The following is a 24,945-nucleotide window of genomic DNA, read 5'->3' as shown; positions in this document are numbered from 1 at the left end:
GCGATCAACGCGCCGCCGGCATCAACGACGGCGGAATTGCGTATTGCGTGCGCCGCCGCCACCGGTGGCGCGCTCGTCTTTGTGACGGAAATTGATCCGGCCTTTGGTCAGATCGTAAACCGACAGTTCCAGTGTCACGCGGTCGCCCGCGAGAATACGGATGTGGTTCTTGCGCATGCGTCCGGACGCGTAAGCGCCAACCACGACGCCGTTGTCGAGCGTCACGCGGTAACGGCTGTCCGGAAGTACTTCGTCGACGATACCGTCAAGTTCAAGCAGTTCTTCTTTCGCCATGCATCACTCCTGGTCGATGGGATTTAGGTTTTGCCGGGCCGCCGGACTGACCGGCGAAACGGCTTCAGATACGGTTGACAGCGGGTTTTCAGGCCTGCTGTGTTGCGGCAACAGCCAGATTCAGCGATTGACCGCCGATTCGCTGATAGTACCGCTCAAAGATCGGCGACGGACTGGCCGTCTACGCGGCCGTCGATCAACTGTTCGGCGTGGGCCATGCACGCGATGCGCGCCTTGCCGGTGCCGTCGAACGGAAACAGATACTGCAGGCGGAACACGCGCCCGTCGGCTGCCGGATTGGCGCCCACGCGACAGATGCGCACCGAAGCGTCATAGCCTGCGTCCGGGTTACGAGCCGTTTGACCGTCCGCTGGGCGGCGCGGATAGACGAGCGGATGAATTTCGTAACCCTTGTACGTCTTGACAACTGAATTCATGAAGCACTTGTCCTGTATTACGTGGCCGGTATGTCACGCGTGTTACGCGCGGCACGACAGGCCCGGCAGCGCAGCACCCTGGGGCGCGCCGCCATGGAAAAAGGTTGGCACAGGCCCAGTAGCAAGGGCTTGAGCGCGGCCGCGCACAATCGCGGATTCGATGGAGAAGAAACACGCTGATGTCGCGCGGACATCGGGCGCGTAAATGAACCCCTCAGCTGCACAACTCGCGACGGCGAATGCATGCGGCGCATTGCCTGAGTGACGGGATCGCCGACAAGCGACGGTCGAACAGTCGGGGGTGGTGCGGAGATGCCGATTTGAGACTGTCTGGTGCTGCCGATGCTACGAATGCGGAATACAGCTATTCCAATATGATGCACTAAATGGGGCTAATTGGATAGCAAAAAGTTCCGTCCATAGGCAAACCGCCCAACCGGTGGGGGTTTGGGCGCAAAGGTCCGGCCCCGTGCGGCGTGCCGGAGAACGGCTGGGACGCTGTGAATCGAAGGCGAACAGGATCGACGCGAACAGCAATCAGCGCGAGGTTTCAGCAACGCGCTTCTGCAATTCGCGCGCCGCGGCGAGCGGAATGCGCGCGTCGTCCCACTTGGCCAGCCATTCGACTTCCTTCGACGTAAAAATCTGCCCGTAATTGCGCAACGAGTATTGCAGCGAATCGATGATGTGATTGCGGATGATTTCCGGCGTGCCTTCGTCATCGAGCACGGCGCGAAACGCTTCGAGCGTGGCCATCTGTTGCTCCGTGAAATAGTGAATTCTTTTATCGCACGAAAAAAAATCCATCGCCAAGCAGACAAAAATCGCCGTGTGCGGATGCAACAACTTCGAGGCTTGCGAAGAAGCGCAGGCAGGCTGAATGTAAGGCGTTGCGCACGATGTGGCCTCGCAGCAAACAACAGCAAACCGGCAGCAACCGGCAGCCAACCGGCTACGAATCAGCTACCAATCAACCGCAAACCGGCTTCGCGCCGCCACGGTGCGGATCGCGGTCGCCGAGGTGGGGCCGGGTGGCTACAATGGCGACTCGTCGCGTGAGGCTGCGTCGGTCGATTCGTCCTCGAGCGGGTGTGCGCGTCGATTTCGTTGCGTGCTTTTTTATGCTGCGTGCACGCTGCAGCGCTGCATCCTTTTGAAACCTGCGATTTTCCAATGCGCAACACAAACGCCTCTGCCGTAAAAGACCTGCTGCTGGATCGCTACGCCCATGTCGCGGACGGCATCGCGGCGCTGTTCTATCCATGCGCCGAAGTGGTGATTCACGACCTGCGCGATCAGACCATCGCGTATCTGGTGAACAATCTGTCGAAGCTCGAAGTAGGCGGCCCCTCGGTGCTCGACGAAGTCCATTACGCGGCGCGCGGCCGGACCATCGGCCCGTACGAGAAGGTCAACTGGGACGGCCGGCGCATGCGCTGCGTGAGCAACATCCTGTTCGACGACGACGGCAAGCCGGCCGGCATGCTGTGCATCAACTTCAATATCGCCGTGTTCGAAGATGTCCGCTCGACGCTCGATCTGTTCATCAAAGGCGGCTCGCTCACGGATGCACCCGCGGAAGAACTGTTTCGCGACGACTGGCAGGACCGCATCAATACGTTCCTGCATACGTGGTTGCGCGAGCGGCAGATCGGCATCAATGCGCTCACACGCGAGCACAAGCGGGAAATCGTCGAGGCGCTGCACGCGCAGGGCGCGTTCCGCGGCCGCAGTTCCGCGAACTACGTGGCCGCCGTGCTGACGATGGGGCGTGCAACCGTCTACAAGATTCTGAAGCAGATGAAAGAGGGTGGCTGACGGCCGGGCCGTCGCGCTGTCCACGAAACGCTGCGCTTTTCAACGCAAGGAGGATGCGAATGGTGCGCTACCGGCACTACAAGGGCGGGATTTACGAACTGGTTTGCGAAGCGACGCTCGAGTCCGATCCGAAGGTCACGATGATCGTTTACAAAGCGGCCAATGGTACGATCTGGACCCGTCCGGCTTCGGTGTTTTTCGAGCTGGTCGAAGTGGACGGAGAGAAAGTGCCGCGCTTCGCGCCGATCAATTGAGCGGCGTCGATATTCACCGAACATCAGGAAATCCGAATGCGTTTATTGCTTGCCATCCTTTTGCCGTGGTTCCAGTTTTTCACGATCGGCCGCCCGTTCGCTGGGATCATCTGTCTGATCCTGCAGATCACGCTGATCGGCTGGATTCCGGCTGCCATCTGGTCGGTGTACGCGTTGAGCCAATACAACACCGATAAGAAAATCGCCCGTGCGATGGGTAATGCGCGTTGAGGCGCGTTAAGCCGAGTTAAGGCCCGTTGCGGTTCACGTTGTCGTTCGTGCTGCCTGCAACGTGCGGGCGGCACGGCCGGCACGATTCAGCGCGGCGCCCGAAGCGCGGCATCCGGCACGTCGATCACGACATCGGTTTCCGCGACCGCCACGCACGGCAGGATATAACCCTCCGCTTTTTCTTCCCGACTGAGTCCTGGCCATTCGATCGTGTAGCGCACGCGGCCGGCCGTCATCTTGCAGAGGCACGTGCGGCAAGTGCCGTTGCGGCACGAACGCGGCAGATGCAGGTTCGCAAAGCCGGCGGCTTCGAGAATCGTCAGCGAATCGGGTGCTTCGAAGGTCTCGCCGAGCGGCTCGACGCGAACGAGCGGCGGACGGTTTGAGTCGGACATCGTGTGAAAGGCTGAACAGCAGCGAGTGGCGGATTTGCGCCACACTTTACACGGTGTCGGGCGCCGGCATGGTTATCGCGGACGCCACGCACGTTGCCGCAACTTCAATGCGTGTTGCCGCGCCTCAAATACCGATACACCGTATTGCGCGCCAGCCCCAACTCGCGTGCCGCGGCCGACACGTTGCCGTCGAGCCGCGCGAGCGTTTGCGCGATCAACGTGGTTTGCCAGTCTTCCATCCGGGCGGGGACGGCGGCTTGCTCCGGCGCCGTGGACCCAAGACTGCTGTCCGTTCCGCCATTGCGTAGCATTGAACCCGACGAACCCGCGCGATCGCCACGCCCCACGTGGTCCGCATCCCCAGCCGTCACGCAGTCCTGCAGAAAATCCTCGGGCAGATCTTCGAGTTCGATCTGCTCTTCACCTTCGGCCATGATGCTCGCGGTACGCAGCACATTCGCAAGCTGCCGCAAATTGCCGGGCCAGCGGCATTGCGCAAAACGCGCGAGCACCGCGTCGGACACGCGCCGCGGCAAGCGCTCGCCATCGCGCTGCAAGGCCAGCATGCGCGTGACGAGCTCCGCAAGATCGCTCCGGTCGCGCAATGCCGGCAAGGTCACGACGAGCCCATTGATCCGGTAATACAGATCTTCGCGGAAGCTGCCGTCTTCGATCATCGCGCGCAGGTCGCGGTGGGTCGCGCAGACGATTCGCAGATCCACCGGAATCGCCCGCGTGCCGCCGAGCGGCACGACGGTGCGCTCCTGCAGCACGCGCATCAGGCGCACTTGCTGCGCGAGCGGCATGTCGCCGATTTCGTCGAGAAACAGCGTGCCGCCGTCGGCCTGCACGATCTTGCCGACGCTGCCGCGTTTCTTCGCGCCGGTGAACGCGCCGTCTTCGTAGCCGAACAGCTCGGCTTCGATCAGCGTATCCGGCAACGACGCGCAATTCAGCGCGACAAAAGGCGCGCCGCGTCGCGGTGAATCGTGATGGATCGCGCGCGCGAGCCACTCCTTGCCGGTGCCGGTTTTGCCGAGCACCAGCATGGGAATATCGCGTCCACGCAGTTTGGCGACGCGGCGCAGGATCGCGGCGACCTGTGCGTCGCCGGTGTCGAGCGTTTCGAGCGTCGCGACGGGCGGTGCTTCGCACGTTTGAGCCGATGCGCGTCGTGCGCCCGAATCCGCCGCGCGCGACAAACCGGCGAAGCCGTCATACGGCGCGACGATGCGCGGCGCCGCATACTCGCCGCGCGCGACCACGCGCACGCCGCTAGGCAGCGTCAGCAGAATGTTTTCGCCTGGCGCGCGAGTGGCTTGCTGCACGATCTGCGCAAACGTGACGCCGAACAGCGCATCGAACGATTGCCGTTGCAGATCGATGAGCGGCTGGCCGAATTGAAACAGCCCGCTGCGATTGGCCGACAGAAAAGTCCCGTCCGGCGCGAACGCCGCGAGTCCTTCGAACAGCGTGCCGATGAATTCCGCGCGCGCGTGAAAGTGAACCCGGATCGCATCGGCGAACTGGTTGGAGAACAGATGGTTTTCGATCATCTGCGCGGACATTCTGACGAGCGCGAGTGTGTGCTTATGAAAGCCGCGCGTGTCGCCGCTCACGTCGAGTGCGCCGACGGTGCGCCCGAACGGATCGACGATCGGCGCGCACGAACAGGTGAGGATGCGGTTGACATGCAGAAAATGCTGGCCCGCATGCACGACGGTAGGTTGCCCTTCCACCAGCGCGGTGCCGACCGCGTTGGTGCCGCGATCCGCTTCGGCCCACGAAACGCCCGGACATAACGCGACGCGATTGGCTTTGGCGACGAAGTCGCTGTCGCCGAGGCTATGCAGGATCACGCCGCGGCTGTCGGTCAGGAGCACCATGCTTTGCGTATCGACGATCTGCGCATGGAGCGATTCCATGACGGGCAACGCATGCCTATACAGCGACTGATTCCGGTCGACGAGTTCGCGCAGCGCGCTGCGCGGCAACGGCTGGAAGTCCGGCGTTTCCGACTGCCGCAAACCGACTTCGAGCGACCGTGCATGAGCTTGCGCGAGAACATCAGGCCGGCCGATGTCGGCCGCCGAGGCAGAACGATGAACCAAGGCATGTCTCCGGTTATACGGACATGGCAGGTACGTTGCCGGCCATTGTCGTTGCGCAGCGCAACATGCGCGCGGCGTCCGAACTCCGATAGTACAGGACGGGCACGCAATGGCGTAAATACGGGAAACTGCGGGCGGAAATCGTCGGAGCGGTACAAATCGACGCACTCAAAAAGGAAAACTTGCGCCCCGGCCGAACTCGTCTAAAGTGAATCAAATCACCTCCGCGCGGCGCGAATCTCGCAATGCCGCACAGTCAGGAGGTCGAAGAGCCCGCGCCGGTCGGCACCCGTCAAGGAGGGAAGCACGCCAGAAGCGCGATCCACCGCAGCCAGCATGAGCAGCACCCAACCTTTAGGCAGACTCCCATGCAGATCCAATTCCCGAACGAAACTCCTGAATATTCAGGTCGCGAACTAACCTTGGCGTTCCCGGCAATGGTGGATGGGGAGAGGGTCGAGTGCATGATCACGGCGGAGGCGCTCGAAGACCACTTCGGGGCCGCGTCGCCGCGCCTCGAAGACATGGTCGGCGCATTCGACGCGCACCGGGCGCGGATCGAGGCCGCCACGCGTCGCCTGCTGTCTGAAACGCGGGCACAGTGCCTCGTGCTGCGCAGCGGTTACGTGCGTTTCTACGAAGCCAACTGGCGCAATTGAAATCGGCTGAAGTCGGGCGTTAGCGCATCGACAACAGCCGAGTTGCAGGTCGCGCGTTATTCGCTGCCGAGATAAAAATAACGGAACAGGAAAATCGCCGCGATCACCCACACCACCAGTTTCACCTTGCGCGCCTGGCCGGTCAGCAGCTTGAGGCCCGCATACGAAATGAAGCCGAATGCGACGCCGTTGGCGATCGAGTAAGTGAACGGCATCAGCAGCGCGGTCAGCGCGGCCGGTACGACTTCGGTGGCGTCGTCCCACGGCAGATCGAGCATTTCGCGCAGCATCAGGCACGACACGTAAAGCAGCGCCGGCGCGGTCGCATAACCCGGCACCACGCCTGCCAGCGGCGCGAAAAACAGCGCGGCGAGGAACAGCACGGCTACCGTGATCGCCGTGACGCCAGTGCGGCCGCCGGCCTGCACGCCCGACGCGCTTTCGATATACGCGGTGGTGGACGAGGTGCCGAGCATCGAACCGGCCAGGATCGCCGTGCTGTCGGCGAGCAACGCGCGGTTCAGCCGGTGCATTTTTCCTTCGACCAGCAGCCCGGCGCGATTGGCCACGCCCATCAGCGTGCCGGTCGCGTCGAACAGTTCGACGAGGAAGAACACGAGGATCACGTTCAGCACGCCGCTCGACAGCGCACCGCGAATATCGAGCTGGAACAGCGTCGGCGAGATCGACGGCGGCACGGAGACGATGCCGTGGAACTGATTGCCGCCGAAGAAAAAGCTCAACACCGTCACGCCGACGATACCGATCAGAATCGCGCCGCGCACGCGCAGAAAGTCCAGCGTGACGATCGCGAAGAAGCCGATCACCGCGAGAATCACGTGCGGGTTGTGCAGGTCGCCGAGCGTGACCAGCGTGGCCGGGCTGCCGACCACCACGCCGGCGGTTTTGAGCGAAATGATCGCGAGAAACAGGCCGATGCCGCCGGTAATCGCAATGCGGATCGAATGCGGAATTCCATTGACGATCACCTCGCGCACCCGGAACAGCGTGACGATCAGGAACAGGCAGCCGGAGATGAACACCGCGCCGAGCGCGGCCTGCCACGTGAAGCCCATGCCTTTCACGACCGTGTACGCGAAGTACGCGTTCAGCCCCATGCCGGGCGCGAGCGCGATCGGGTAGTTCGCGTACAGGCCCATGATCAGCGAGGCCAGCGCGGCCACGATGCAGGTGGCGACGAACACCGCGTCTTTCGGCATGCCGGCGTCGCCGAGAATCGCCGGATTGACGAAGATGATGTAGGCCATCGTCAGGAAAGTGGTCAGCCCAGCGAGCACTTCGGTGCGCAGGTTGGTGCCGGCGGCTTCGAAGCCGAAGTAGCGTTTGATGGAGTCCATGAGGCGCGTCTCTCGTCGTTTCAGAATGCGTTCGGTTTGTTGTGGTCGAGGCGGTAATGCATAGCGGGCACGCGTGCCACGGCCGGGAAAAGGCGCGGCGTCAGCGAGGCTACCGGCGGATTGTAATCATGATCGGTCGACGCAAGCCGGATTGCGTGGGTGAAACGCGACGGGTGGTCGAAGGGGCGAGATGATACCTTGCCGGCGCGTACGGAAGCGCGGTAAGCGGATTGAGCGGGGAGAGTGGACTTGGCGGTACGCCGGCAAGCAGGGCCGACGTGGCCCACGACCGTGGCGGTCGCGGGCGCGGGCGGCCTTCCATACCGTGGGACCAGCGGCGCTTATTGCGTGACGGTTGCGCCCGATTCCTGCGCGCGGCGTGCAGCGACAATGCGGCCGGCGCGTTGCGCGTTGCCCGGATAGTCGACCCAGTCGAGCGGATCGTAGCCGGCTGCGCGCCATGCGACGAGATCGGCTTTCACTTCGGCACGCGTTTTCGGCGCTGAAGCATCCGCCGCGTTGTACGGCCGCGCGGCGCTTTGCGCGAAGGCGGTGCTCATGCAAACGGCGGCGAGCAGCGCGCCCAATCCGGCTTGAGAAACGCATTTCATGGCAGGCTCCTGTAGTGCGGGTAAACGCGACCCGCGGATTCTAGTTTCAGCACGGTTTGTCGGTAAAGCGATTAAAGGCAATTCATCGTTGCGTTGAATGAGCCGGGGGTGTCTTGCGGTTATGGATGCGACGGCTTGCTGAAGCGCTCGAGCACGGCGCTCAGCAGATCGATCGGCAACGGGAACACGATCGTCGAGTTCTTGTCGGCGGCGATCGTCGTGAGGGTTTGCAGATAGCGCAACTGCATCGCCTGCGGCTGCTTCGACAGCGTTTGTGCAGCCTCCAGCAGATGCTGCGACGCCTGCAATTCGCCTTCCGCGTGAATCACCTTCGCGCGCCGTTCGCGTTCGGCTTCCGCCTGGCGTGCAATCGCGCGGATCATCGTTTCGTTGATGTCCACATGCTTGATTTCCACGATCGACACCTTGATGCCCCATGCGTCGGTTTGCGCATCGAGCACGCGCTGGATGTCCGCGTTCAGTTGCTCGCGCGCGGCCAGCAGGTCGTCGAGATCGTGTTTGCCGAGCACCGCGCGCAGCGTGGTTTGCGACAACTGGCTGGTCGCTTCGAAATAGCGCGCCACCTGAATCACCGCCTTCTCCGGATCGACGACGCGGAAATACACCACCGCGTTGACCTTCACCGACACGTTGTCGCGTGTGATCACGTCTTGCGGCGGCACGTCGAATACGACGGTGCGCAAGTCTATCCGCACGGCCTGCTGCACGACCGGGATGATCAGCACGAGCCCCGGCCCTTTGACCTTCCAGAAGCGCCCGAGCATGAACACCACGCCGCGTTCGTACTCGCGAAAAATCCGTATCGATGAAGCAATCAGCGCGGCCACCAGCAGAATCAGAATGCTGCTGAAGCCGAATGTGAAACCGATCATGAGCGTTCTCCTTGTTGTAGTCCTTCGATGGGCACCACGCTCAGCGTCAGTCCGCGCCGCGCGGTGACGCGCACCGCGTGACCGGCCGCGACCGGGGCCGTGCTGGACACCCGCCAGCGTTCGCCATGCACCTGGGCCCAGCCGGCCGGCGCGGCGGATGCCGTTGCGCCGGCCGTGCCCGCAGTCGTTGCGTCGTTGTCCGGCAGCAGGCCGCCGTCGAGCACCACGCCGATGCTGCCGATCAGCGCTTCCGCGCCGCTCACCACCGGTCGACGGCCCGCGCGCAATGCGAGTCGCGACACGCCCAGCACGAACACCACACTGAACACGACGACTGCCGCGATCAGCGGTAGCGGAATGCCGTAGCCGGGCACGTCGGTATCGATCAACATCAGCGCGCCGATCACGAACGCGACCACGCCGCCGAAACCGAGCGAACCGAAGGTCGGCAGAAACGCCTCGCCGATCAGGAACGCGATGCCGAGAAAGATCAGGCCGAGGCCGACGTAATTGACCGGCAGCATCTGCATTGCAAAGAGCCCGACCAGCAGACTGATTGCGCCGACCACGCCCGGCAGCACGAAGCCCGGATTAGCGAATTCGAAGAACAGCCCGTACATGCCGATCATCAGCAGGATGAGCGCCACGTTCGGATCGGTGATGACGGCAAGAAACTGGCTGCGCCAGTCGGGCTCGAGCGTGACGAGCGCAGCGCCGGACGTGTTCAGCGTGACGTTGCCCCGGCTGGTGACGAACGTGCGGCCGTCGAGCTGGCGCAGCAGGTCGGGAACGTCGCGCGCGTTCAGATCGACCACGTGTTGCGCGAGCGCGTCGGCGGCCGACAGGCTGACCGCTTCGCGTACCGCGCGCTCGGCCCAGTCGGCGTTGCGCCCGCGCATTTGCGCGAGGCCGCGGATGTAGGCGGCGGCGTCGTGAACCTGCTTGCGTAGTTCGGTGGACTGAGTATCGAGCGGAAGTGCGGAGCCTGTGGCGGCAGGCGAGTTCGGTTGCTTGCCGGCGCCACTGCCGCCGCCACCGAGCCCCGGCAGACCGGGGGTGCCTCCGTCGGCCGGCGGTTCGGCGCCGCCCATACCCATCTGGATCGGCGTCGCGGCGCCGAGATTGGTGCCCGGGGCCATCGCGGCGATATGGCTCGCGTAGACGATATAGGTGCCGGCGCTCGCGGCCCGAGCGCCGCTCGGCGCGATAAACGTCGCGACCGGCGCGGGCGACGCGAGAATCGCTTTGATGATCTGCCGCATCGACGTATCGAGGCCGCCCGGCGTATCGAGCTGTAATACCGCGAGTTGCGCGTGGTCGTCGGCTGCGCGTTGCAGGCTGCGCACGATAAAGTCGGCGCTGGCGGGTCCGATCGCACCGTTCACCGGAATCACCACGACACTACCGGGCGCCGCGGCTGAAGCGGCCCGCAACGGCGACGCACTTTCGCACAATGCGAAGCCGCAGGCCAACAGCATCCCGAGCGCGGCGATGCCGCGCATCAACCGGCCCAAGACTGCTCTGCGGATACGCGAAGCACGTGGACCAGACTGCCGGAACGGGAGACGTGGATACGTGCTCATCGCTGACGGCTGCCGCGCCATTTCGAACGGTATCGACGGTAATCGACAACGCTCGACTCGCGCGGGCCGCAACCTCAAAAAGGCTGGCCTGATCCTTACAGCTTAGTCCGATTCCACGCGGCGCGTGAGACCGGCGCGCGCCTGCCGGTAATCGGTCGGCCGCATGCCGGTCCATTTGCGAAACGCGCGGTGAAACGCGCTCGGTTCGGCGAAGCCGACGGCGCTCGCGATGTCGGCGATCGTCCGATCGGTGTCCTGCAACTCGCCGATCGCGATATCGCGCCGCAGATCGTCCTTGATCGATTGATACGTATAGCCTTCCTGCTTCAGCCGCCGTCGCATGGTCGCCTCGGCGACGTTCAAACGCGCGGCCATCTGGTCGGCGCCGGGCCATGCGGCCATCGGCAGCGTGCGCAGCGCTTTGCGCACCCGTGCGGCCAGCGAGCCGGGATTGCGGTATTTGACGATGAAGCTGCCCGGCGCGTCGCGCAGGAACGGCTTGACCGACTTGGTCGTCTGGATCACCGGCAGTTCGAGAAAATCCGGCGACAGATCGACGTAGGAGTCGGGCTGATCGAATGTCATGTGGTCGCAGAACATCAGCCGGTATTCGTGCGCGGCGGGCGGCTCGGCGCAGCGAAAGCGTGCTTCGAAGAGCGGAATGCGCCGCCCGACCAGCCAGCACAACAGCCCGTAGACGAGGATGAACCACGTGGCGTACGCGAACATCGCCGGCGCCCGCGTGCCTTCTCGCTCGACGAACCGAAGCCGTACGCGCTGCGGGTCCGTTTCGATGCGCACGCTGAGATCGTCCAGCACGAGCCGCATGAAACGCACCGCGCGGACGAGCGCCTGGCCGCCGTTGCGGGCGGTCAGCGCCGTTTGCGTCATCGCAATGAAGCTGCCGCTTTTCATGCGATGCGAGTCCTGGCCGAAGAATTCGTCGTCGAGCGCGCGGGCGATGCCGGCCCACAGCGCGCCGTATTGCGCGGACGACACGCGGCTTTTCGGCGACGCCAGCAGCGGCGCGGCGATGCCCGCAGCTTCGGCGAGCGGTCGCGCATCGAAGCCGCTTGCCCGGGCCAGCGCCAGGGTTTCCTCGACCAGACTGACGGAGACCGTGCCTTTATCGTTTCTCATGAGTGAGTGATGCTCTGCGTTGCTCTGTTTACCCTGACTTTGCTGCGTGTCGACGCACATGCGCCGGCTTGTCCGAAGCAGCAATGCTGGTAAAGGCGCTCAACATTTTGCTTGATATGCGGCGCAATGCCGCTGGAAACGCGGCCCCGGCTGCCCTCGCATCGTACCAGTATGGCAAATGCGCTCAACCAGAATGATCGGGCTGAGCATCGAAGCTTTCCGGCGGCTTGCCTACACTGGAATACACGGATCGCGCGCGGCGCGCGTTCATCGGCGTTCAGGAAAGCCAACGCCCGCCGCCGGTACACGCATTTGACAGGACCCAGCTCATGGACAGTTTCTACACTGAAGAACAGCGGATGATCCGCGATGCCGCCCGCGATTTCGCGCTCGAGCGCCTCGCGCCCCACGCGGGCCAATGGGACCGCGACGCCAGACTCCCCGACGAAGTCGTCACACAGATGGGCGAGCTCGGTTTTCTCGGCATGATCGTGCCGGCCGAATTGGGCGGCTCATATACCGACTACGTGGCTTATGCGCTTGCGATCGAAGAAATCGCCGCTGGTTGCGCGTCGTGCGCGACGTTGATGAGCGTGCACAACTCGGTGGGCTGCGGTCCGATCCTCAAGTTCGGCACCGACGCGCAGAAAGACCGCTATCTGCGCGATCTCGCCGCTGGCAAGCGTATCGGCGCATTTTGTCTGACTGAGCCGCAGGCCGGCTCCGAGGCGAACAATCTGCGCACGCGGGCGGTGCTGCGCGACGGCCAGTGGATTCTCAACGGCAGCAAGCAGTTCGTGACCAACGGTTCGCGCGCGGACCTCGCGATCGTGTTCGCCGTCACCGATCCGGCGCTCGGCAAACGCGGCATCTCGGCGTTCATCGTGCCGACCGATACGCCGGGCTTCAATGTGGGCAAGCCGGAACACAAGCTCGGCATTCGCGCGTCGGACACCTGTCCGATTTCGCTCGAAGACTGCGCGGTGCCGCAAGACAATCTGCTCGGCGAACCCGGCGAAGGCTTGCGCATCGCGTTGTCGAATCTCGAGGGCGGGCGTATCGGAATTGCCGCGCAGGCGCTCGGCATTGCGCGGGCAGCGTTCGACGCCGCGCGTCTCTATGCCAACGAACGCGTGCAGTTCGGCAAGGCGCTGAAGGACCATCAGAGCATCGCGAACATGCTCGCCGATATGACCACCCGGCTCAATGCCGCGCGTCTGCTCGTTCATCACGCGGCGCGGCTGCGCTCGGAAGGCTTGCCGTGTCTGTCGGAAGCATCGCAAGCCAAACTGTTCGCGTCGGAACTGGCCGAGGAGATCTGCTCGAACGCGATCCAGATCCACGGTGGCTACGGCTATCTCGAGGACTATGCGGTCGAACGCCATTATCGCGACGCCCGTATCACGCAGATTTACGAAGGCACGAGCGAAGTGCAAAGGATGGTGATCGCGCGCAATATCTGAGGGAATACACCGGCGATTCGGGCGCAAGATGTCCCGCTGGTAACGCAAAAAACAGAGCCGCCACGGCACGGGATTGGAATCAGTGCTTTGCACCCACGCCGATCGACGTGCCACAAGGAGACGACGATGACTGCAGCGAAGGGCTTTCTGGACGCGCGTGAACTGTTGTTCCGCCATCGCACGGACTACGAGCGTGCATACAGCGAATTCAAATGGCCGACGCTCGGCCAGTTCAACTGGGCGCTCGATTACTTCGACGTGATCGCGCGCGACAACCCCAACCCGGCGCTGTGGATCGTCGACGACCCGGCAAGCGACGGCCTGCGTTTGTCCTATGCGCAAATGTCCGAGCGCTCGTCGCGCGTCGCGAACTTCCTGCGTGCGCAAGGGGTGGGCCGCGGCGACCGTCTGTTGTTGATGCTGCCGAATCGCGTCGAACTGTGGGACGTGATGCTCGCCGCGATGAAGCTCGGTGCAATCGTGCTCCCCGCCACCACCCAGCTTTCCGCCGACGACGTGCGCGATCGCGTGCAGATCGGCGGCGCGAAGTTCGTCGTAGTGGATAGCGCGGAGACCGCCAAGTTCGACACGCTCGACGTGCCGCTCACGAAATTGTCGGCCGGCGCGCCGCGCGATGGCTGGCTCGATCTCGCAGCCGCCTACGCAGCATCGCCGCAATTCACGCCCGATGGCGTGACGCAAGCGTCCGATCCGATGCTGTTGTACTTCACGTCGGGCACGACCTCGAAGCCGAAGCTGGTCGAACATACGCATCAAAGCTATCCGGTCGGCCATTTGTCGACGATGTACTGGATCGGCCTGCAACCCAACGACATTCACTGGAACATCAGCTCGCCGGGCTGGGCGAAGCACGCATGGAGCTGCTTCTTCGCGCCGTGGAATGCCGAGGCCTGCGTGTTCGTGTTCAACTTTCCGCGCTTCGTGCCGAAGGACACGCTCGACGTGCTGGTGCGTTTCAACGTGACCACGCTGTGTGCGCCGCCTACCGTCTGGCGCATGCTCGTGCAGGAGCATTTGACGGATTATCCAGTGAAGCTGCGCGAGATCGTCGGCGCGGGCGAGCCGCTCAATCCGGAGATCATCGAACGCGTAAAGCACGCGTGGGGCATCACGATCCGCGACGGCTTCGGCCAGACCGAAACCACCTGCCAGATCGGCAATTCGCCGGGACAAGCGGTGGTCGCGGGGTCGATGGGCCGGCCGCTGCCGGGCTACCGGATCGAACTGCTCGACGCCGACGATCAGCCCGTCGCCGAAGGTGAAATCTCGCTGCCTCTGGACGAGCGCCCGCTCGGTTTGATGACCGGCTACGCGAACAATGCCAACGCTACCGCGCAGGCGATGCGCAACGGCTTCTACCGGACATCCGATGTCGCGCTGCGACGTGACGACGGCTATTACGTCTACGTCGGCCGCGCGGACGACGTGTTCAAATCGTCCGACTACCGGCTCAGTCCGTTCGAACTCGAAAGCGTGCTGATCGAGCACGAGGCGATCGGCGAGGCAGCGGTGGTGCCGAGTGCGGACGCGTTGCGTTTGTCCGTGCCCAAGGCGTTCGTCACCGTGCGGCAAGGTTACGAAGCGGGCCCCGAACTCGCGCGCGCGGTGTTCGCGTTCTCGCGCGAAAAGCTCGCACCGTACAAGCGGATTCGCCGTTTGCAATTCAGCGAACTGCCGAAAACCATCTCCGGAAAGATTCGCCGCGTCGAATTGCGGCGTCGCGAAATGGAGCGCGCGGCCGAGCCCGCACGCCTGCCCGACGAGTACTGGGAAGAAGACTTCCCGGACCTGCGTTGATGCTTTTCATTGTCCGTCGTTTCCCCATTACTGCGCGGCCGCCGCGCGGCCACTGCACAGGAGTTCCAGCATGAGCCAGATCGCTAACGTGAAGCTGTTGATCAACGGCGAGTTCGTCGAATCGAAAACCACTGAATGGCGCGATATCGTCAATCCGGCTACGCAGGAAGTGTTGGCGCGCGTGCCGTTTGCCACCGTCGCCGAAGTCAATGAGGCCATTCGCAGCGCGCACGCGGCCTTCAAAACGTGGAAGGACACGCCGATCGGCGCGCGCATGCGGATCATGTTGAAGTACCAGGCGCTGATTCGCGAGCACTCGCCGCGTATCGCGAAGACCCTGAGCGCCGAGCAGGGCAAGACGATTCCCGATGCCGAAGGCGATATTTTCCGCGGCCTCGAAGTGGTCGAGCATGCGTGTTCGATCGGCACCTTGCAGCAAGGCGAATTCGCGGAAAACGTGGCGGGCGGCGTGGACACTTACACGCTGCGTCAGCCGATCGGCGTTTGCGCGGGCATCACGCCGTTCAACTTCCCCGCGATGATTCCGCTGTGGATGTTCCCGATGGCGCTCGTCTGCGGCAATACGTTCGTGCTGAAGCCTTCGGAGCAGGACCCGATGTCGACGATGCAACTCGTCGAACTCGCGCTCGAAGCGGGCGTGCCGAAGGGCGTGCTGAACGTCGTGCACGGCGGCAAGGAGGTGGTCGACGCGCTGTGTACGCATGAACTGGTGAGGGCGATTTCGTTCGTCGGATCGACGGCGGTCGGCACGCATGTGTATCGGCTCGGCAGCGAACACGGCAAGCGTGTGCAATCGATGATGGGCGCGAAAAATCACGCGGTGGTATTGCCCGATGCGAATCGCGAACAGACGTTGAACGCGCTGGCGGGCGCCGGGTTTGGCGCTGCGGGGCAGCGCTGCATGGCGACTTCGGTGGTGGTGCTGGTGGGCGCGGCGCAGCAGTGGCTGCCCGACCTGGTCGCGAAGGCGAAGACGCTGAAGGTGAACGCGGGCAGTGAACCGAATACCGACATCGGACCGGTGGTGTCGCGCGCGGCGCAGCAACGCATTCTCGGGCTGATCGAATCCGGCGTGAAGCAGGGCGCGACGCTTGCGCTCGACGGCCGCGGCGTGAAGGTGCCGGGCTACGAGCAAGGCAATTTCATCGGCCCGACGGTGTTCGCCGATGTGACCACGGAAATGGATATCTACCGTCAGGAGATTTTCGGCCCGGTGCTCGTCGTGCTGAACGCGGCCACGCTCGACGACGCGATCGCGCTCGTCAATGCCAATCCGTTCGGCAACGGCGTAGGTCTGTTCACGCAGAGCGGCGCGGCGGCGCGCAAATTCCAGAGCGAAATCGACGTCGGCCAGGTGGGCATCAATATTCCGATTCCGGTGCCGGTGCCGTTCTTCAGCTTCACCGGCTCGCGCGGCTCGAAGCTCGGCGACCTCGGTCCGTACGGTAAGCAGGTCGTGCAGTTCTATACGCAGACGAAGACCGTTACCGCACGCTGGTTCGACGACGACACGGTCAACGACGGTGTGAATACGACGATCAGCCTGCGCTGAGTGTTTCACGGGCTTGCATGGGAGACATCATGAAAATTGGCTTTATCGGACTCGGCAACATGGGCGCGCCGATGGCGCACAACCTGCTCAAGGCAGGCCACGAGGTCAACGTATTCGACCTCAACCAGCAAGCCGTGCAAGCGCTGGTGGAGGCCGGCGCGAAGGCGGCCGGCTCGCCGAAAGCGGCGGTGACCGGCGTGCAATGCGTGATCACGATGTTGCCGGCCGCGGCGCACGTGCGCAGCGTGCTCACTGCCGACGACGGCGTGCTGGCCGGCATTGCCAAAGGCGTCGCGATCATCGATTCGAGCACGATCGACCCGGCGAGCGTGAAGGCCTTCGCCGAACTCGCCGGGCAACACGGCAACACTTTTGTCGATGCGCCGGTTTCCGGGGGCACCGGCGGCGCGGCGGCGGGCACGCTGACCTTCATGGTCGGCGGCAGCGCGGCGGCTTACGAGCAGGTGAAACCGGTGCTGTCGGCGATGGGCAAGAACATCGTGCATTGCGGCGATACCGGCACGGGCCAGGTCGCGAAAATCTGCAACAACCTCGTGCTCGGCATCACGATGGCGGGCGTTGCCGAAGCGATGTCGCTCGGCGAAGCGCTCGGCATCGATACGAAGGTGCTCGGCGGCATCATCAATACGTCGACGGGCCGTTGCTGGAGTTCCGATACGTATAACCCGATGCCCGGCGTGATCGAGACCGCGCCGTCGTCGCGTGCTTATACGGGCGGCTTCGGCACCGATCTGATGCTCAAGGACCTGGGCCTTGCCACCGACGCCGCGAAATTCGCGCGTCAACCGGTCTATCTCGGCGCATTGGCGCAACAGCTTTATCAAACGATGAGCACGAAAGGCGCGGGACGGCTGGACTTTTCAGCGGTAATCAAACTGTATCGCCAGAATCCGGACGACCCGAAAGACGCGAAAAACGGAGCCGCGTGATGATCGAACTCGACTATCAGCATGACGGCGCCGTTGCGCTACTGACGCTCAAGCGGCCGCCCGCGAACGCTTTTACGCCCGAGGGCTTGCTGCAATTGCAGCAGACCGTCGAGCGGCTGAACGGTGAAGCCCGCGTGCGCGCGATCGTCGTGACCGGCGACGGCCCGAAGTTTTTCAGCGCGGGCGCCGACCTGAACACCTTCGCCGACGGCAATCGCGAAGTTGCCCGCACTGCGGCGACGCGCTTCGGCGCGGCCTTTGAAACGTTGCAGAACGCCCGACCTGTGGTGATCGCCGCGATCAACGGTTATGCGATGGGCGGCGGCCTGGAATGCGCGCTGGCGTGCGACATCCGCATCGCCGAACAGCATGCGCAGATGGCGTTGCCCGAAACGGCGGTCGGTCTGCTGCCATGTGGATGCGGCACGCAGACGCTGCCTTGGCTCGTCGGCGAAGGCTGGGCGAAGCGGATGATCCTGACCGGCGAACGGGTGGACGCGGCTACCGCGTTGCGGATCGGTCTGGTCGAGGAAGTGGTGGACAAGGGCGCCGCGCGCGAGGCCGCGCTGACGATGGCCGCGCGCGTTGCGAACCTGAGTCCGCAGGCGGTCGGCTTCAGCAAGGCGCTGATCCATCAGGGCCGCAATGGCGTGCCGCGCGCTGCGGCGTTGGCGGTGGAGCGCGAGCGCTTCGTCGATCTGTTCGACGGCGCGGATCAGCGCGAAGGTGTGAATGCGTTCCTCGAAAAGCGCACGCCGCGCTGGCAGTCGGCGCAATCGGTGCAATCGGTGCAATCGGCGCAGGAGTCCGAACGATGAGCGCGTTGCAGAGCGCGGCGCTCGACACAAGCGAGGAAGCGGAGCGCGAGATCCTGTTTCGCGTCGTCAATCGTGTCGCGATCATCACGCTGAACCGGCCCGCGGCGCTGAACGCGTTGTCTCACGCAATGGTGCGTGAGCTGACCGTGCTGGTCGAACATTGCCGCACCGATGACGGCATTGTCGCGCTGGTGCTGAAGGGCGCGGGTACCAAGGGCTTTTGCGCGGGCGGCGACGTGCGCGAAGTGCAGCGGCTCGCGAAGCGCGGCGATAGCCGCTGGCTTGCATTCTTCGTCGACGAATACCGGCTCGATTTTGCGCTGCAACGGTTTCCGAAGCCCGTGATCGCGTTGCTCGACGGCATCGCGATGGGCGGCGGGATGGGCCTCGGCCAGGCGGCGCGGTTGCGCATTGTCACCGAGCGCAGCAAGATCGCGATGCCGGAGACGCGCATCGGTTTCCTGCCGGACGTCGGCGCAACGCGTTTCCTGAACGTGATGCCTGCCGAACTCGCGTTGTATGTGGGGATGACCGGCGTGACTTTGTCGGGTGCCGATGCTCTGCGTTTGCAACTCGCCGATCTGTGCGTGCCGGCTGAATGGCTCGCCACGTTCGAAGAGCGCCTGCAACGCATGCCGCATGACGGCGATCTGATGGCCGCGTTGCGCGGCGTCTTCGAGCCGCCATGCAACATCGTGCCGCATGCGGCGCTTCAGCCGTTCACGCAACTGATCATGCGCCATTTCGACCGGCGTTCGAGCGTCGAGCGAACGGTCGCGACGTTGCGGCACGATCTCGAGCGCGAGCCGCCGCGCGAAATCAGGCAATGGCTGCAATCCTCCTACGATGCGCTGTTCACGCACTCGCCCACCATGCTGTACGTGACGCGCGAAGCGCTGTTGCGCGGCCGGCAAATGACGCTCGCCGAGTGCTTCCGGATGGAACTCGGCATCGTCACGCGCGTGATCGAGGAAGGCGATTTCTGCGAGGGCGTAAGAGCCCATCTGATCGACAAGGACCGCAAAGCCCGCTGGGCGCCCGCGACGCTGGCCGAAGTGCGCAGTGAACGCGTCAGGCATTTTCTGGCCTCGCCGTGGAAGCGGGAGGCGCATCCGCTAGCGGGTTTGGGCGCGGAAGAGGGCTGAGTCGGCGGTTGAAGAAATCACGTCACAGCGCTGCTTCGCGCTGATCCCGCACGACGCCTGCGATTGACGAAGCCCCGAGAAGCGCTTCGAGAAGACCTTCAATGCGAATCCCGCACCGGCAGTGATGTGCCGCCTCAGCGATCAACGCTACATCACATTCAATCAGGGTTTTCCGGAGATGACCGGCTACGTGCGCGAGGACGTGATCGCTCGCGCGGTCTACGAACTCGACGTGTTCGATGCTCGTCAACGTGCACCGCGCGAACGCGCCCGATGCCGGCAGCCGTCTCGTGGACTTCTTTCCGATGCAGTGCAGCAGGTCGGGAACGGATCGTGCTGGTCGAATCTGCTTGGGGCCGTCCGGGAAAATGCACTGGCACGATCTGGTGCATTCGCCGCTGTTTTACAATAGGCTCTCGACGCTCTGGTGTGCGAAGTAATGGGATTTAAACGGAAGGCGCCGGCTGCGGCCGGTGCTTGTGTAATTACGGCTGGACACTCAACGCTGCTCAAGGAGAACAACACGATGAACTCAAACCAGTTCGAAGGTACCGTCAAGGATGCAGCAGGGAAGGTGCAGGATGCGGTGGGCGGCTTGACCGGCGACGCCGGCTTGCAGGCCGAAGGCAAGGCGCGCCAACTGGCCGGCAAGGCGCAGGCGACCTACGGCGACAGCGTCGATCACGTCGCCGAGGCCGCGCGCAACAATCCTCTCGGCGCGCTGCTGATCGCGGTCGGCGTCGGGTTTCTGCTGGGCAAGCTGCTGTAAATGTGCGGATGCGCCGGCGGCGGGCGTATCGGCCTGCCGCGTTCCGGCGTTCGTTTTAGCCCGGCGGGCGCCTTAGTTGTCCGAAGTTCCCGGCGTGTTCGATGCGCCGGATCTCATCGTCTGTTCGAGGAATGTTCATGCTGGGATTCGATGTTTCTACCGCCAGGAAAGTCTGGACCGCGTTTCTGATCGCGCTGCTGTTCTTCGTCATTTACATCGCGTCGTCCACTGTGCTGGTGGTCGTGTTCGCGGTCTTTTTCAGCTATCTGATTTACCCGATGGTCGAGCTGGTCGAACGCGTGCGGCCGCGTCGCGTGCCGCAGGTGGCGTCGATTGCGCTGGTCTTTATTGTGGTGGTCGCAGTGATCGCGGTGGTGGGCTCGCTGTTCGGTGTGCAATTGCAGGATCAGGCGACACATCTGTTCCAGCAATTGCCGGAGTTGATGAAGTCCGACGTGCCGAACCGTTTTCCGCTGCCGCATTTTCTCGAGCCCTTGCGCGAGCGGATCGTCGATTTCGTGCGCAGCCAGATCGAGAGCGGCTCCGACAAAGCCGTGCCGATGGCGCGCAGTGTCGGGCTCGGCGTGGTGCACGCCGCCAGCAATCTGATCTACCTCGTGCTGATTCCGATTTTGAGCTTTCTGCTGATCAACGAAGGGCCGCAGATGCGCGACGCGTTCCTCGCGTTGCTGACGAACCGGCATCGCGTGTTGTGGGCGCAGATCGTCACCGATCTGAACGTGCTGCTGTCGAAGTACGTGCGGGCGTTGCTGTTTCTGTCGCTTGCTACTTTGATCTGTTATGGCGTCGCGTTTTCGTTGCTCGGCGTGCCGTATGCATTTTTACTGGCGGTCACTGCGGGCTTGCTGGAGTTCGTGCCGTTCGTCGGGCCGCTCGGCGCGGTCGCGATTACGCTCGTGGTGGCGATTTTCAGTGGGTACTCGCATCTGTTGGCGCTGGTGATTTTTATCGCGTGCTACCGGTTGTTCCAGGACTACGTGCTCAATCCTTATCTGATGAGCGAAGGGGTGGAGGTGAGTCCGTTTCTGGTGATTGTTGGGCTTCTGGCTGGCGATCAACTTGGTGGGGTTGCGGGGATTTTTCTGGCGGTGCCGGGGATTGCGATGCTGAAAATCGTTATCGGGAGGGCCAGGGATTTTTATGCTTCGTCGCGGAGTGAGGGGGAGGTGGCGCGGCGGGCGTTGACGGGGGAGTAAGAGTCAAACAGGTCGTCGCGCGGCGCACCGCTTTATCAAGCGATGCGCCGCTATTCTATTGAGCAGCCTGAGTCCGCGAGATGAACTAGTCGGTCGCTCTCCACTGCACTGCGCCGTCCGATGGAGCACATGCGATATTTCCCTGATCTCCAGAATTCGCAAGATGCCGTTTATATACGGACGCATTAGCGCTTGACGCTCCGGCTATCGAAAAAGTCCCGGTATATTTTTCCATTTATATTCCCATCAAGTATCAATCGTCCTGCCTGTTGGGACGGTGTGATCTATTTATCTCCGTTGTTATGGAGCGGTTCTTATCAATTTTTATAGGTTTTAAAATTTATTATAAAGTATTGTGCGGTCTGCGATTGATTTCGAACTGGTGATTTGATCGAGAAGAATCGCAAAATTTATATTCGTCAAATTTTGTGACCATACTTCTATCTGCGTGAATTTTTCTGCTCATCGCGAAAAAATCGAAGATTGAAATAAAAGCCAAGCCCATTTATGTTTCCAGAATTATCGAGCTACCTGGATGTACGCCTTTCAGGTAGGAATAAAAATGCTGTCGATCCAGAGCGCGTGCTTGAGTTGGGCACCTTTGTTGCGGATATGCCCGACAGAAACAAACTGCTAGTCTGGATGTTGCGCGATCTCCTCGAAAGTTCAATGACGGCGGAGTTGCAGCAATTGGCGGAGCATGTTCTGAAATGCGGCTTACCGGATGACGCGGAGCTTTTATTTGTACTTGGTCTCGCTTTTGAGCGCTGCGAGCGAAATCAGGATGGACTTGATTGCATCGAGAAAGCAATTCAACTGGACTCCAGCGTGGCGATGTATCACAACAACGCTGGTGTGTTTTACGAAAGGCTCGGTCAATATGAATTCGCTAAGGCCGCTTATGCCCGGGCAATGACCTTGAACCCCGGGGACGCACTGCATGCCATAAACCTGGGTAAATTGTGTATCAACCGGCTGAATTGTTTCGAGGATGGAATACGTAGCTATAACGCCGCATTAGCGTTGAATCTGGAGGATGTTGGGACGATCCGGCGGTTAGCGATGGCCTATTATAAATATGGGTTTGTTGAAAAGGCGATTGCACAGATGAGATTGGCAGTGCGCATCGCTCCAACCAACATAGCGGGAATTTTCTTCAAACTGATACTGCATCTGACGGTGTCGTATGAATCGACCGAGCATTTGCTGAGATCGAGAGAGGCTGTTGTAAAGGAGCTTGATGTCATTCACGATGAGGTGACGACGGCCTTGGCTATGCCCGGTTATGCAGCACAGAGTTTCGAAGAAGATGGCTGGGTAACGCCTTTTCTCCTTGCTTATCATGGAAAGAACGATAAGGAGATCATGCAGCGCTATAGTGCTGAGCTTACCAAGGCGCAATTTGGATTGTCGGAAAGCGATGTGGTTTTATTGTCTCCGCAATCGCTATTCAAATATCTTCCTGAAAACGACGATATCTATGCCGAAATCGCGCTTCGCGTTAATAATGCGAAATTTGTGTTTATTTCAGAAGATGGTCAGAAAGGGAGAAAAGAATTTGTTGATCGGTTAACGACGGTTTTTGAAAGGCGTGGATTGGAGTTTGGTCGGCATATTATTTTTATCCCGAGTCAGGGAAAGGCCGGATTTATGCAGGCTTGTAACATGGCTGATTTGTTTATCGATAACCTATCCTGGTCCGGACACAACACTGTTCTGGATGCACTGCACAGTCGAACCCCTGTAATAACATTGCGGGGGAATGCTATGCGCAAAAATCATGGGGCGGCGATTTTGACTCAGATTGGATTAGGTGATTTTGTGGTTAAGACCCGCGAGGAGTTTGTTGAAAAATGCGTTTCCTTTGCGCGGTCGCCGGTTTATAAGGCGATGTTCGACGGGATTATTGAGGAAGGGTTGAGGCGACTCCTGGATCGGTCGCCTGTTGACGGGTTGGAAGCTTTTATGAGCGAACGGGTTGGGCTGGGGAATGAAAGGTATTTCTGAAATTTTATTGTGAAATTTTTCATTAACCAGTCGTAAGAAACTTATTTTTCCTGTGAGGCCGATCTTGCGGTGTCACGTCGGCAGCAATAAACCAAACGGTGAGCGAGGGAGCATCAGCATCCTTAGCATCACGCTGGGGTCTTCCAAGAATGAGTGCATTTTAATTCGCTCGAAGTACGTGATAATACGGATGATTTTTGAGATTTATTGATTATTATAAATTATTTTTGGCTCGCCGATGTATTTTTCTTGGATGAATAATTGTGTGGGAGGATTTCACATCGAATTATTCATCTTTATTATATATGGAATGGTTATTGGTGGCTTGAAATGAACAAGATATACAGTCTTATCTGGAGTGAAGTGCATGCCTGTTGGGTGGCGGTGGGAGAGCATTGCAGGATGCGCGGAACCGGAAAATCTGGTAGAAAAAATCGAAAAAATCGCGTTGTGTCTGTTGCTTCTGCAGAGATTAACAAAGATTCAAGCGAACAAGTACGAATATTAAGTACATGGGATTCGATTGCAGAGATTGGTGTTCGACCTTTGGTGATAATTCCGTTCGTTTTATTGGGATTCGCTTCGCCGGTTTGGGCAGATGTGGCGGTGCTTTGGTTGCAGGCTACCGGCCCTTATGCAGGGACATTTTTTTATAGAAAAACTGTCTCGGGAGTTCCCGAAGGTAACCCCATCTATGTGGTGCCAAGTGATCGTGCTATTGCTCGCGCCGAATATTGGAATGCGATCGAGTCTATACCAGGTGGTGGTTTTCGCTGTAAAAGTGCGCTCGGCTTGCCGGCAGGCGGTGCCTGTGTTGTGCAGAATGGGTGGGATACCAACGACATTGCCAACCCGGCTCCGGCGCCAACTAATGGTGGGTCGGGAGCGGATAGGGACAGTGGGGCGACAGGCGGAGTGGGGCCGCAGGGGCCGCCGGGGCCGCCGGGGCCGCCGGGGTCGCAGGGACTACCGGGGCCGCAGGGGTTGCCGGGGTCGCAGGGACTACCGGGGCCGCAGGGGTCGCCGGGGCTACCGGGGCCGCAGGGGTCGCCAGGGCTACCGGGGCCGCAGGGGCTACCGGGGCCGCAGGGGCTACCGGGGCCGCAGGGGCCATCAGGTGTAACTGGTCTTGGCTCGACAACGAAAAATGGCTTTGCTGGAGGCACTGAAGCACATTCGATAGACGGCGGGGCATCGGGCAACAACGCCCAGACGAACAATGGTGGCGCGACGGGTAGCAATGCGAAGTCGATAGACGGCGGGGCATCGGGCAATAACGCACAGACGAACAACGGTGGCGCGACAGGCAGTAACGCAAAGTCGGTCGATGGCGGGGCATCAGGTAATAACGCGCAGACGAACAACGGTGGTGCGACGGGTGCCAATGCGAAGTCGATAGAT

At 61.6% G+C, this 24,945-nt stretch carries 25 protein-coding genes; 15 read left to right on the top strand and 10 right to left on the bottom strand.

All coding sequences use genetic code 11. From position 1 onward, the window contains the following. Window positions 1-21 precede the first annotated feature (21 nt). From infA to PQQ51_RS27730, 3 genes are all read right to left on the bottom strand, one after another. Window positions 22-294, bottom strand: a complete 273-nt coding sequence (gene infA / locus PQQ51_RS27740) for a translation initiation factor IF-1 (protein ID WP_012427521.1) — start codon at window positions 292-294, stop codon at window positions 22-24. Window positions 295-449: 155 nt separating this feature from the next. Further along, window positions 450-731, bottom strand: a complete 282-nt coding sequence (locus PQQ51_RS27735) for a hypothetical protein (RefSeq protein ID WP_408500313.1) — start codon at window positions 729-731, stop codon at window positions 450-452. Window positions 732-1,268: 537 nt separating this feature from the next. Continuing rightward, window positions 1,269-1,487 (bottom strand): hypothetical protein, encoded by a 219-nt coding sequence (locus tag PQQ51_RS27730; RefSeq protein ID WP_408500311.1) that lies wholly within the window; start codon window positions 1,485-1,487, stop codon window positions 1,269-1,271. 417 nt (window positions 1,488-1,904) lie between these two features. Here PQQ51_RS27730 and PQQ51_RS27725 point away from each other — a divergent pair, with 417 nt between their 5' ends. From PQQ51_RS27725 to PQQ51_RS27715, 3 genes are read left to right on the top strand one after another with little or no spacing between them, the layout of a single operon-like run. After that, complete coding sequence (locus tag PQQ51_RS27725; protein ID WP_408500309.1) at window positions 1,905-2,549, top strand: helix-turn-helix transcriptional regulator; 645 nt, start codon at window positions 1,905-1,907, stop codon at window positions 2,547-2,549. A gap of 59 nt (window positions 2,550-2,608) precedes the next feature. Then, window positions 2,609-2,803: a DUF1653 domain-containing protein gene (locus PQQ51_RS27720; RefSeq protein WP_408500307.1), complete on the top strand. Its 195-nt coding sequence runs from the start codon at window positions 2,609-2,611 to the stop codon at window positions 2,801-2,803. Window positions 2,804-2,839: 36 nt separating this feature from the next. Further along, a complete protein-coding gene (locus PQQ51_RS27715; protein ID WP_408500306.1) occupies window positions 2,840-3,034 on the top strand; it encodes a YqaE/Pmp3 family membrane protein in 195 nt (64 codons plus the stop codon). 86 nt (window positions 3,035-3,120) lie between these two features. Here PQQ51_RS27715 and PQQ51_RS27710 read toward each other — a convergent pair whose 3' ends face one another. Both PQQ51_RS27710 and PQQ51_RS27705 read right to left on the bottom strand, forming a co-directional pair. Next, the gene (locus PQQ51_RS27710; RefSeq protein ID WP_408500305.1) at window positions 3,121-3,429 is read right to left on the bottom strand and encodes a 2Fe-2S iron-sulfur cluster-binding protein; all 309 of its coding nucleotides are present in this window, start codon (window positions 3,427-3,429) and stop codon (window positions 3,121-3,123) included. 104 nt (window positions 3,430-3,533) lie between these two features. Continuing rightward, complete coding sequence (locus tag PQQ51_RS27705; protein ID WP_408500304.1) at window positions 3,534-5,540, bottom strand: sigma-54-dependent Fis family transcriptional regulator; 2,007 nt, start codon at window positions 5,538-5,540, stop codon at window positions 3,534-3,536. Between the two features lie 368 nt (window positions 5,541-5,908). Between PQQ51_RS27705 and PQQ51_RS27700 the strand changes: the two genes are divergently transcribed. Continuing rightward, window positions 5,909-6,199 carry a DUF1488 family protein gene (locus PQQ51_RS27700; RefSeq protein WP_408500382.1) on the top strand — a complete coding sequence of 97 codons (291 nt, stop codon included), beginning with the start codon at window positions 5,909-5,911 and terminating at the stop codon, window positions 6,197-6,199. A gap of 56 nt (window positions 6,200-6,255) precedes the next feature. Here PQQ51_RS27700 and PQQ51_RS27695 read toward each other — a convergent pair whose 3' ends face one another. The 5 genes from PQQ51_RS27695 to PQQ51_RS27675 form a co-directional block, all read right to left on the bottom strand. Continuing rightward, complete coding sequence (locus tag PQQ51_RS27695) at window positions 6,256-7,557, bottom strand: NCS2 family permease (protein ID WP_408500303.1); 1,302 nt, start codon at window positions 7,555-7,557, stop codon at window positions 6,256-6,258. A 341-nt stretch (window positions 7,558-7,898) separates the two neighbouring features. Beyond that, window positions 7,899-8,168, bottom strand: a complete 270-nt coding sequence (locus tag PQQ51_RS27690; RefSeq protein ID WP_408500301.1) for a DUF4148 domain-containing protein — start codon at window positions 8,166-8,168, stop codon at window positions 7,899-7,901. 119 nt (window positions 8,169-8,287) lie between these two features. Further along, window positions 8,288-9,061, bottom strand: coding sequence for a slipin family protein (locus PQQ51_RS27685; protein WP_408500300.1), 774 nt, complete (start codon window positions 9,059-9,061; stop codon window positions 8,288-8,290). After that, the gene (locus tag PQQ51_RS27680; protein ID WP_408500299.1) at window positions 9,058-10,644 is read right to left on the bottom strand and encodes an NfeD family protein; all 1,587 of its coding nucleotides are present in this window, start codon (window positions 10,642-10,644) and stop codon (window positions 9,058-9,060) included. Before PQQ51_RS27680 ends, PQQ51_RS27685 begins: the two co-directional genes overlap by 4 nt. Before the next feature lie 102 nt (window positions 10,645-10,746). Continuing rightward, window positions 10,747-11,784 carry an AraC family transcriptional regulator gene (locus PQQ51_RS27675; protein ID WP_408500298.1) on the bottom strand — a complete coding sequence of 346 codons (1,038 nt, stop codon included), beginning with the start codon at window positions 11,782-11,784 and terminating at the stop codon, window positions 10,747-10,749. A 329-nt stretch (window positions 11,785-12,113) separates the two neighbouring features. Here PQQ51_RS27675 and PQQ51_RS27670 point away from each other — a divergent pair, with 329 nt between their 5' ends. The 11 genes from PQQ51_RS27670 to PQQ51_RS27620 form a co-directional block, all read left to right on the top strand. Then, on the top strand, window positions 12,114-13,247 hold the full coding sequence (locus PQQ51_RS27670) for an acyl-CoA dehydrogenase (RefSeq protein ID WP_408500297.1): 1,134 nt from the start codon (window positions 12,114-12,116) through the stop codon (window positions 13,245-13,247). Between the two features lie 126 nt (window positions 13,248-13,373). Beyond that, window positions 13,374-15,065 carry an AMP-binding protein gene (locus PQQ51_RS27665; protein WP_408500296.1) on the top strand — a complete coding sequence of 564 codons (1,692 nt, stop codon included), beginning with the start codon at window positions 13,374-13,376 and terminating at the stop codon, window positions 15,063-15,065. Window positions 15,066-15,135: 70 nt separating this feature from the next. Continuing rightward, entirely contained in the window at window positions 15,136-16,638 is a 1,503-nt protein-coding gene (locus tag PQQ51_RS27660) for a CoA-acylating methylmalonate-semialdehyde dehydrogenase (RefSeq protein WP_408500295.1), read from the top strand. A 29-nt stretch (window positions 16,639-16,667) separates the two neighbouring features. Further along, entirely contained in the window at window positions 16,668-17,588 is a 921-nt protein-coding gene (gene mmsB, locus PQQ51_RS27655; RefSeq protein WP_408500294.1) for a 3-hydroxyisobutyrate dehydrogenase, read from the top strand. Next, window positions 17,588-18,406, top strand: a complete 819-nt coding sequence (locus PQQ51_RS27650; protein WP_408500293.1) for an enoyl-CoA hydratase — start codon at window positions 17,588-17,590, stop codon at window positions 18,404-18,406. Before mmsB ends, PQQ51_RS27650 begins: the two co-directional genes overlap by 1 nt. Beyond that, window positions 18,403-19,551 (top strand): enoyl-CoA hydratase/isomerase family protein, encoded by a 1,149-nt coding sequence (locus tag PQQ51_RS27645; RefSeq protein WP_408500291.1) that lies wholly within the window; start codon window positions 18,403-18,405, stop codon window positions 19,549-19,551. Before PQQ51_RS27650 ends, PQQ51_RS27645 begins: the two co-directional genes overlap by 4 nt. Before the next feature lie 124 nt (window positions 19,552-19,675). Continuing rightward, window positions 19,676-19,963: a hypothetical protein gene (locus tag PQQ51_RS27640; protein ID WP_408500289.1), complete on the top strand. Its 288-nt coding sequence runs from the start codon at window positions 19,676-19,678 to the stop codon at window positions 19,961-19,963. A gap of 114 nt (window positions 19,964-20,077) precedes the next feature. After that, complete coding sequence (locus tag PQQ51_RS27635) at window positions 20,078-20,320, top strand: CsbD family protein (RefSeq protein ID WP_408500287.1); 243 nt, start codon at window positions 20,078-20,080, stop codon at window positions 20,318-20,320. Between the two features lie 137 nt (window positions 20,321-20,457). Further along, a complete protein-coding gene (locus PQQ51_RS27630) occupies window positions 20,458-21,537 on the top strand; it encodes an AI-2E family transporter (RefSeq protein ID WP_408500285.1) in 1,080 nt (359 codons plus the stop codon). 507 nt (window positions 21,538-22,044) lie between these two features. Further along, window positions 22,045-23,544, top strand: a complete 1,500-nt coding sequence (locus PQQ51_RS27625; RefSeq protein ID WP_408500283.1) for an O-linked N-acetylglucosamine transferase family protein — start codon at window positions 22,045-22,047, stop codon at window positions 23,542-23,544. Window positions 23,545-23,874: 330 nt separating this feature from the next. After that, window positions 23,875-24,945 (top strand): ESPR-type extended signal peptide-containing protein (locus PQQ51_RS27620; protein ID WP_408500281.1); only part of this gene is annotated, 1,071 nt, incomplete at its 3' end.

The sequence above is a fragment of the Paraburkholderia xenovorans genome, from assembly GCF_046030735.1.
In the GTDB taxonomy this organism is placed as follows: domain Bacteria; phylum Pseudomonadota; class Gammaproteobacteria; order Burkholderiales; family Burkholderiaceae; genus Paraburkholderia; species Paraburkholderia xenovorans_A.
The sequence above is the reverse complement of the archived record's forward strand: the minus strand, read 5'-3'. Positions and strand labels throughout refer to the sequence as shown.

Coding starts and splice junctions, on each gene's coding strand:
- PQQ51_RS27675 (WP_408500298.1), bottom strand. CDS start 11,784: ATGAGAAACGATAAAGGCACGGTCTCCGTCAGTCTGGTCGAGGAAACC.
- PQQ51_RS27700 (WP_408500382.1), top strand. CDS start 5,909: ATGCAGATCCAATTCCCGAACGAAACTCCTGAATATTCAGGTCGCGAA.
- PQQ51_RS27645 (WP_408500291.1), top strand. CDS start 18,403: ATGAGCGCGTTGCAGAGCGCGGCGCTCGACACAAGCGAGGAAGCGGAG.
- PQQ51_RS27665 (WP_408500296.1), top strand. CDS start 13,374: ATGACTGCAGCGAAGGGCTTTCTGGACGCGCGTGAACTGTTGTTCCGC.
- PQQ51_RS27715 (WP_408500306.1), top strand. CDS start 2,840: ATGCGTTTATTGCTTGCCATCCTTTTGCCGTGGTTCCAGTTTTTCACG.
- PQQ51_RS27670 (WP_408500297.1), top strand. CDS start 12,114: ATGGACAGTTTCTACACTGAAGAACAGCGGATGATCCGCGATGCCGCC.
- PQQ51_RS27660 (WP_408500295.1), top strand. CDS start 15,136: ATGAGCCAGATCGCTAACGTGAAGCTGTTGATCAACGGCGAGTTCGTC.
- PQQ51_RS27690 (WP_408500301.1), bottom strand. CDS start 8,168: ATGAAATGCGTTTCTCAAGCCGGATTGGGCGCGCTGCTCGCCGCCGTT.
- PQQ51_RS27735 (WP_408500313.1), bottom strand. CDS start 731: ATGAATTCAGTTGTCAAGACGTACAAGGGTTACGAAATTCATCCGCTC.
- PQQ51_RS27720 (WP_408500307.1), top strand. CDS start 2,609: ATGGTGCGCTACCGGCACTACAAGGGCGGGATTTACGAACTGGTTTGC.
- PQQ51_RS27630 (WP_408500285.1), top strand. CDS start 20,458: ATGCTGGGATTCGATGTTTCTACCGCCAGGAAAGTCTGGACCGCGTTT.
- infA (WP_012427521.1), bottom strand. CDS start 294: ATGGCGAAAGAAGAACTGCTTGAACTTGACGGTATCGTCGACGAAGTA.
- mmsB (WP_408500294.1), top strand. CDS start 16,668: ATGAAAATTGGCTTTATCGGACTCGGCAACATGGGCGCGCCGATGGCG.
- PQQ51_RS27635 (WP_408500287.1), top strand. CDS start 20,078: ATGAACTCAAACCAGTTCGAAGGTACCGTCAAGGATGCAGCAGGGAAG.
- PQQ51_RS27650 (WP_408500293.1), top strand. CDS start 17,588: ATGATCGAACTCGACTATCAGCATGACGGCGCCGTTGCGCTACTGACG.
- PQQ51_RS27725 (WP_408500309.1), top strand. CDS start 1,905: ATGCGCAACACAAACGCCTCTGCCGTAAAAGACCTGCTGCTGGATCGC.
- PQQ51_RS27685 (WP_408500300.1), bottom strand. CDS start 9,061: ATGATCGGTTTCACATTCGGCTTCAGCAGCATTCTGATTCTGCTGGTG.
- PQQ51_RS27640 (WP_408500289.1), top strand. CDS start 19,676: ATGTGCCGCCTCAGCGATCAACGCTACATCACATTCAATCAGGGTTTT.
- PQQ51_RS27695 (WP_408500303.1), bottom strand. CDS start 7,557: ATGGACTCCATCAAACGCTACTTCGGCTTCGAAGCCGCCGGCACCAAC.
- PQQ51_RS27730 (WP_408500311.1), bottom strand. CDS start 1,487: ATGGCCACGCTCGAAGCGTTTCGCGCCGTGCTCGATGACGAAGGCACG.
- PQQ51_RS27625 (WP_408500283.1), top strand. CDS start 22,045: ATGTTTCCAGAATTATCGAGCTACCTGGATGTACGCCTTTCAGGTAGG.
- PQQ51_RS27680 (WP_408500299.1), bottom strand. CDS start 10,644: ATGAGCACGTATCCACGTCTCCCGTTCCGGCAGTCTGGTCCACGTGCT.
- PQQ51_RS27710 (WP_408500305.1), bottom strand. CDS start 3,429: ATGTCCGACTCAAACCGTCCGCCGCTCGTTCGCGTCGAGCCGCTCGGC.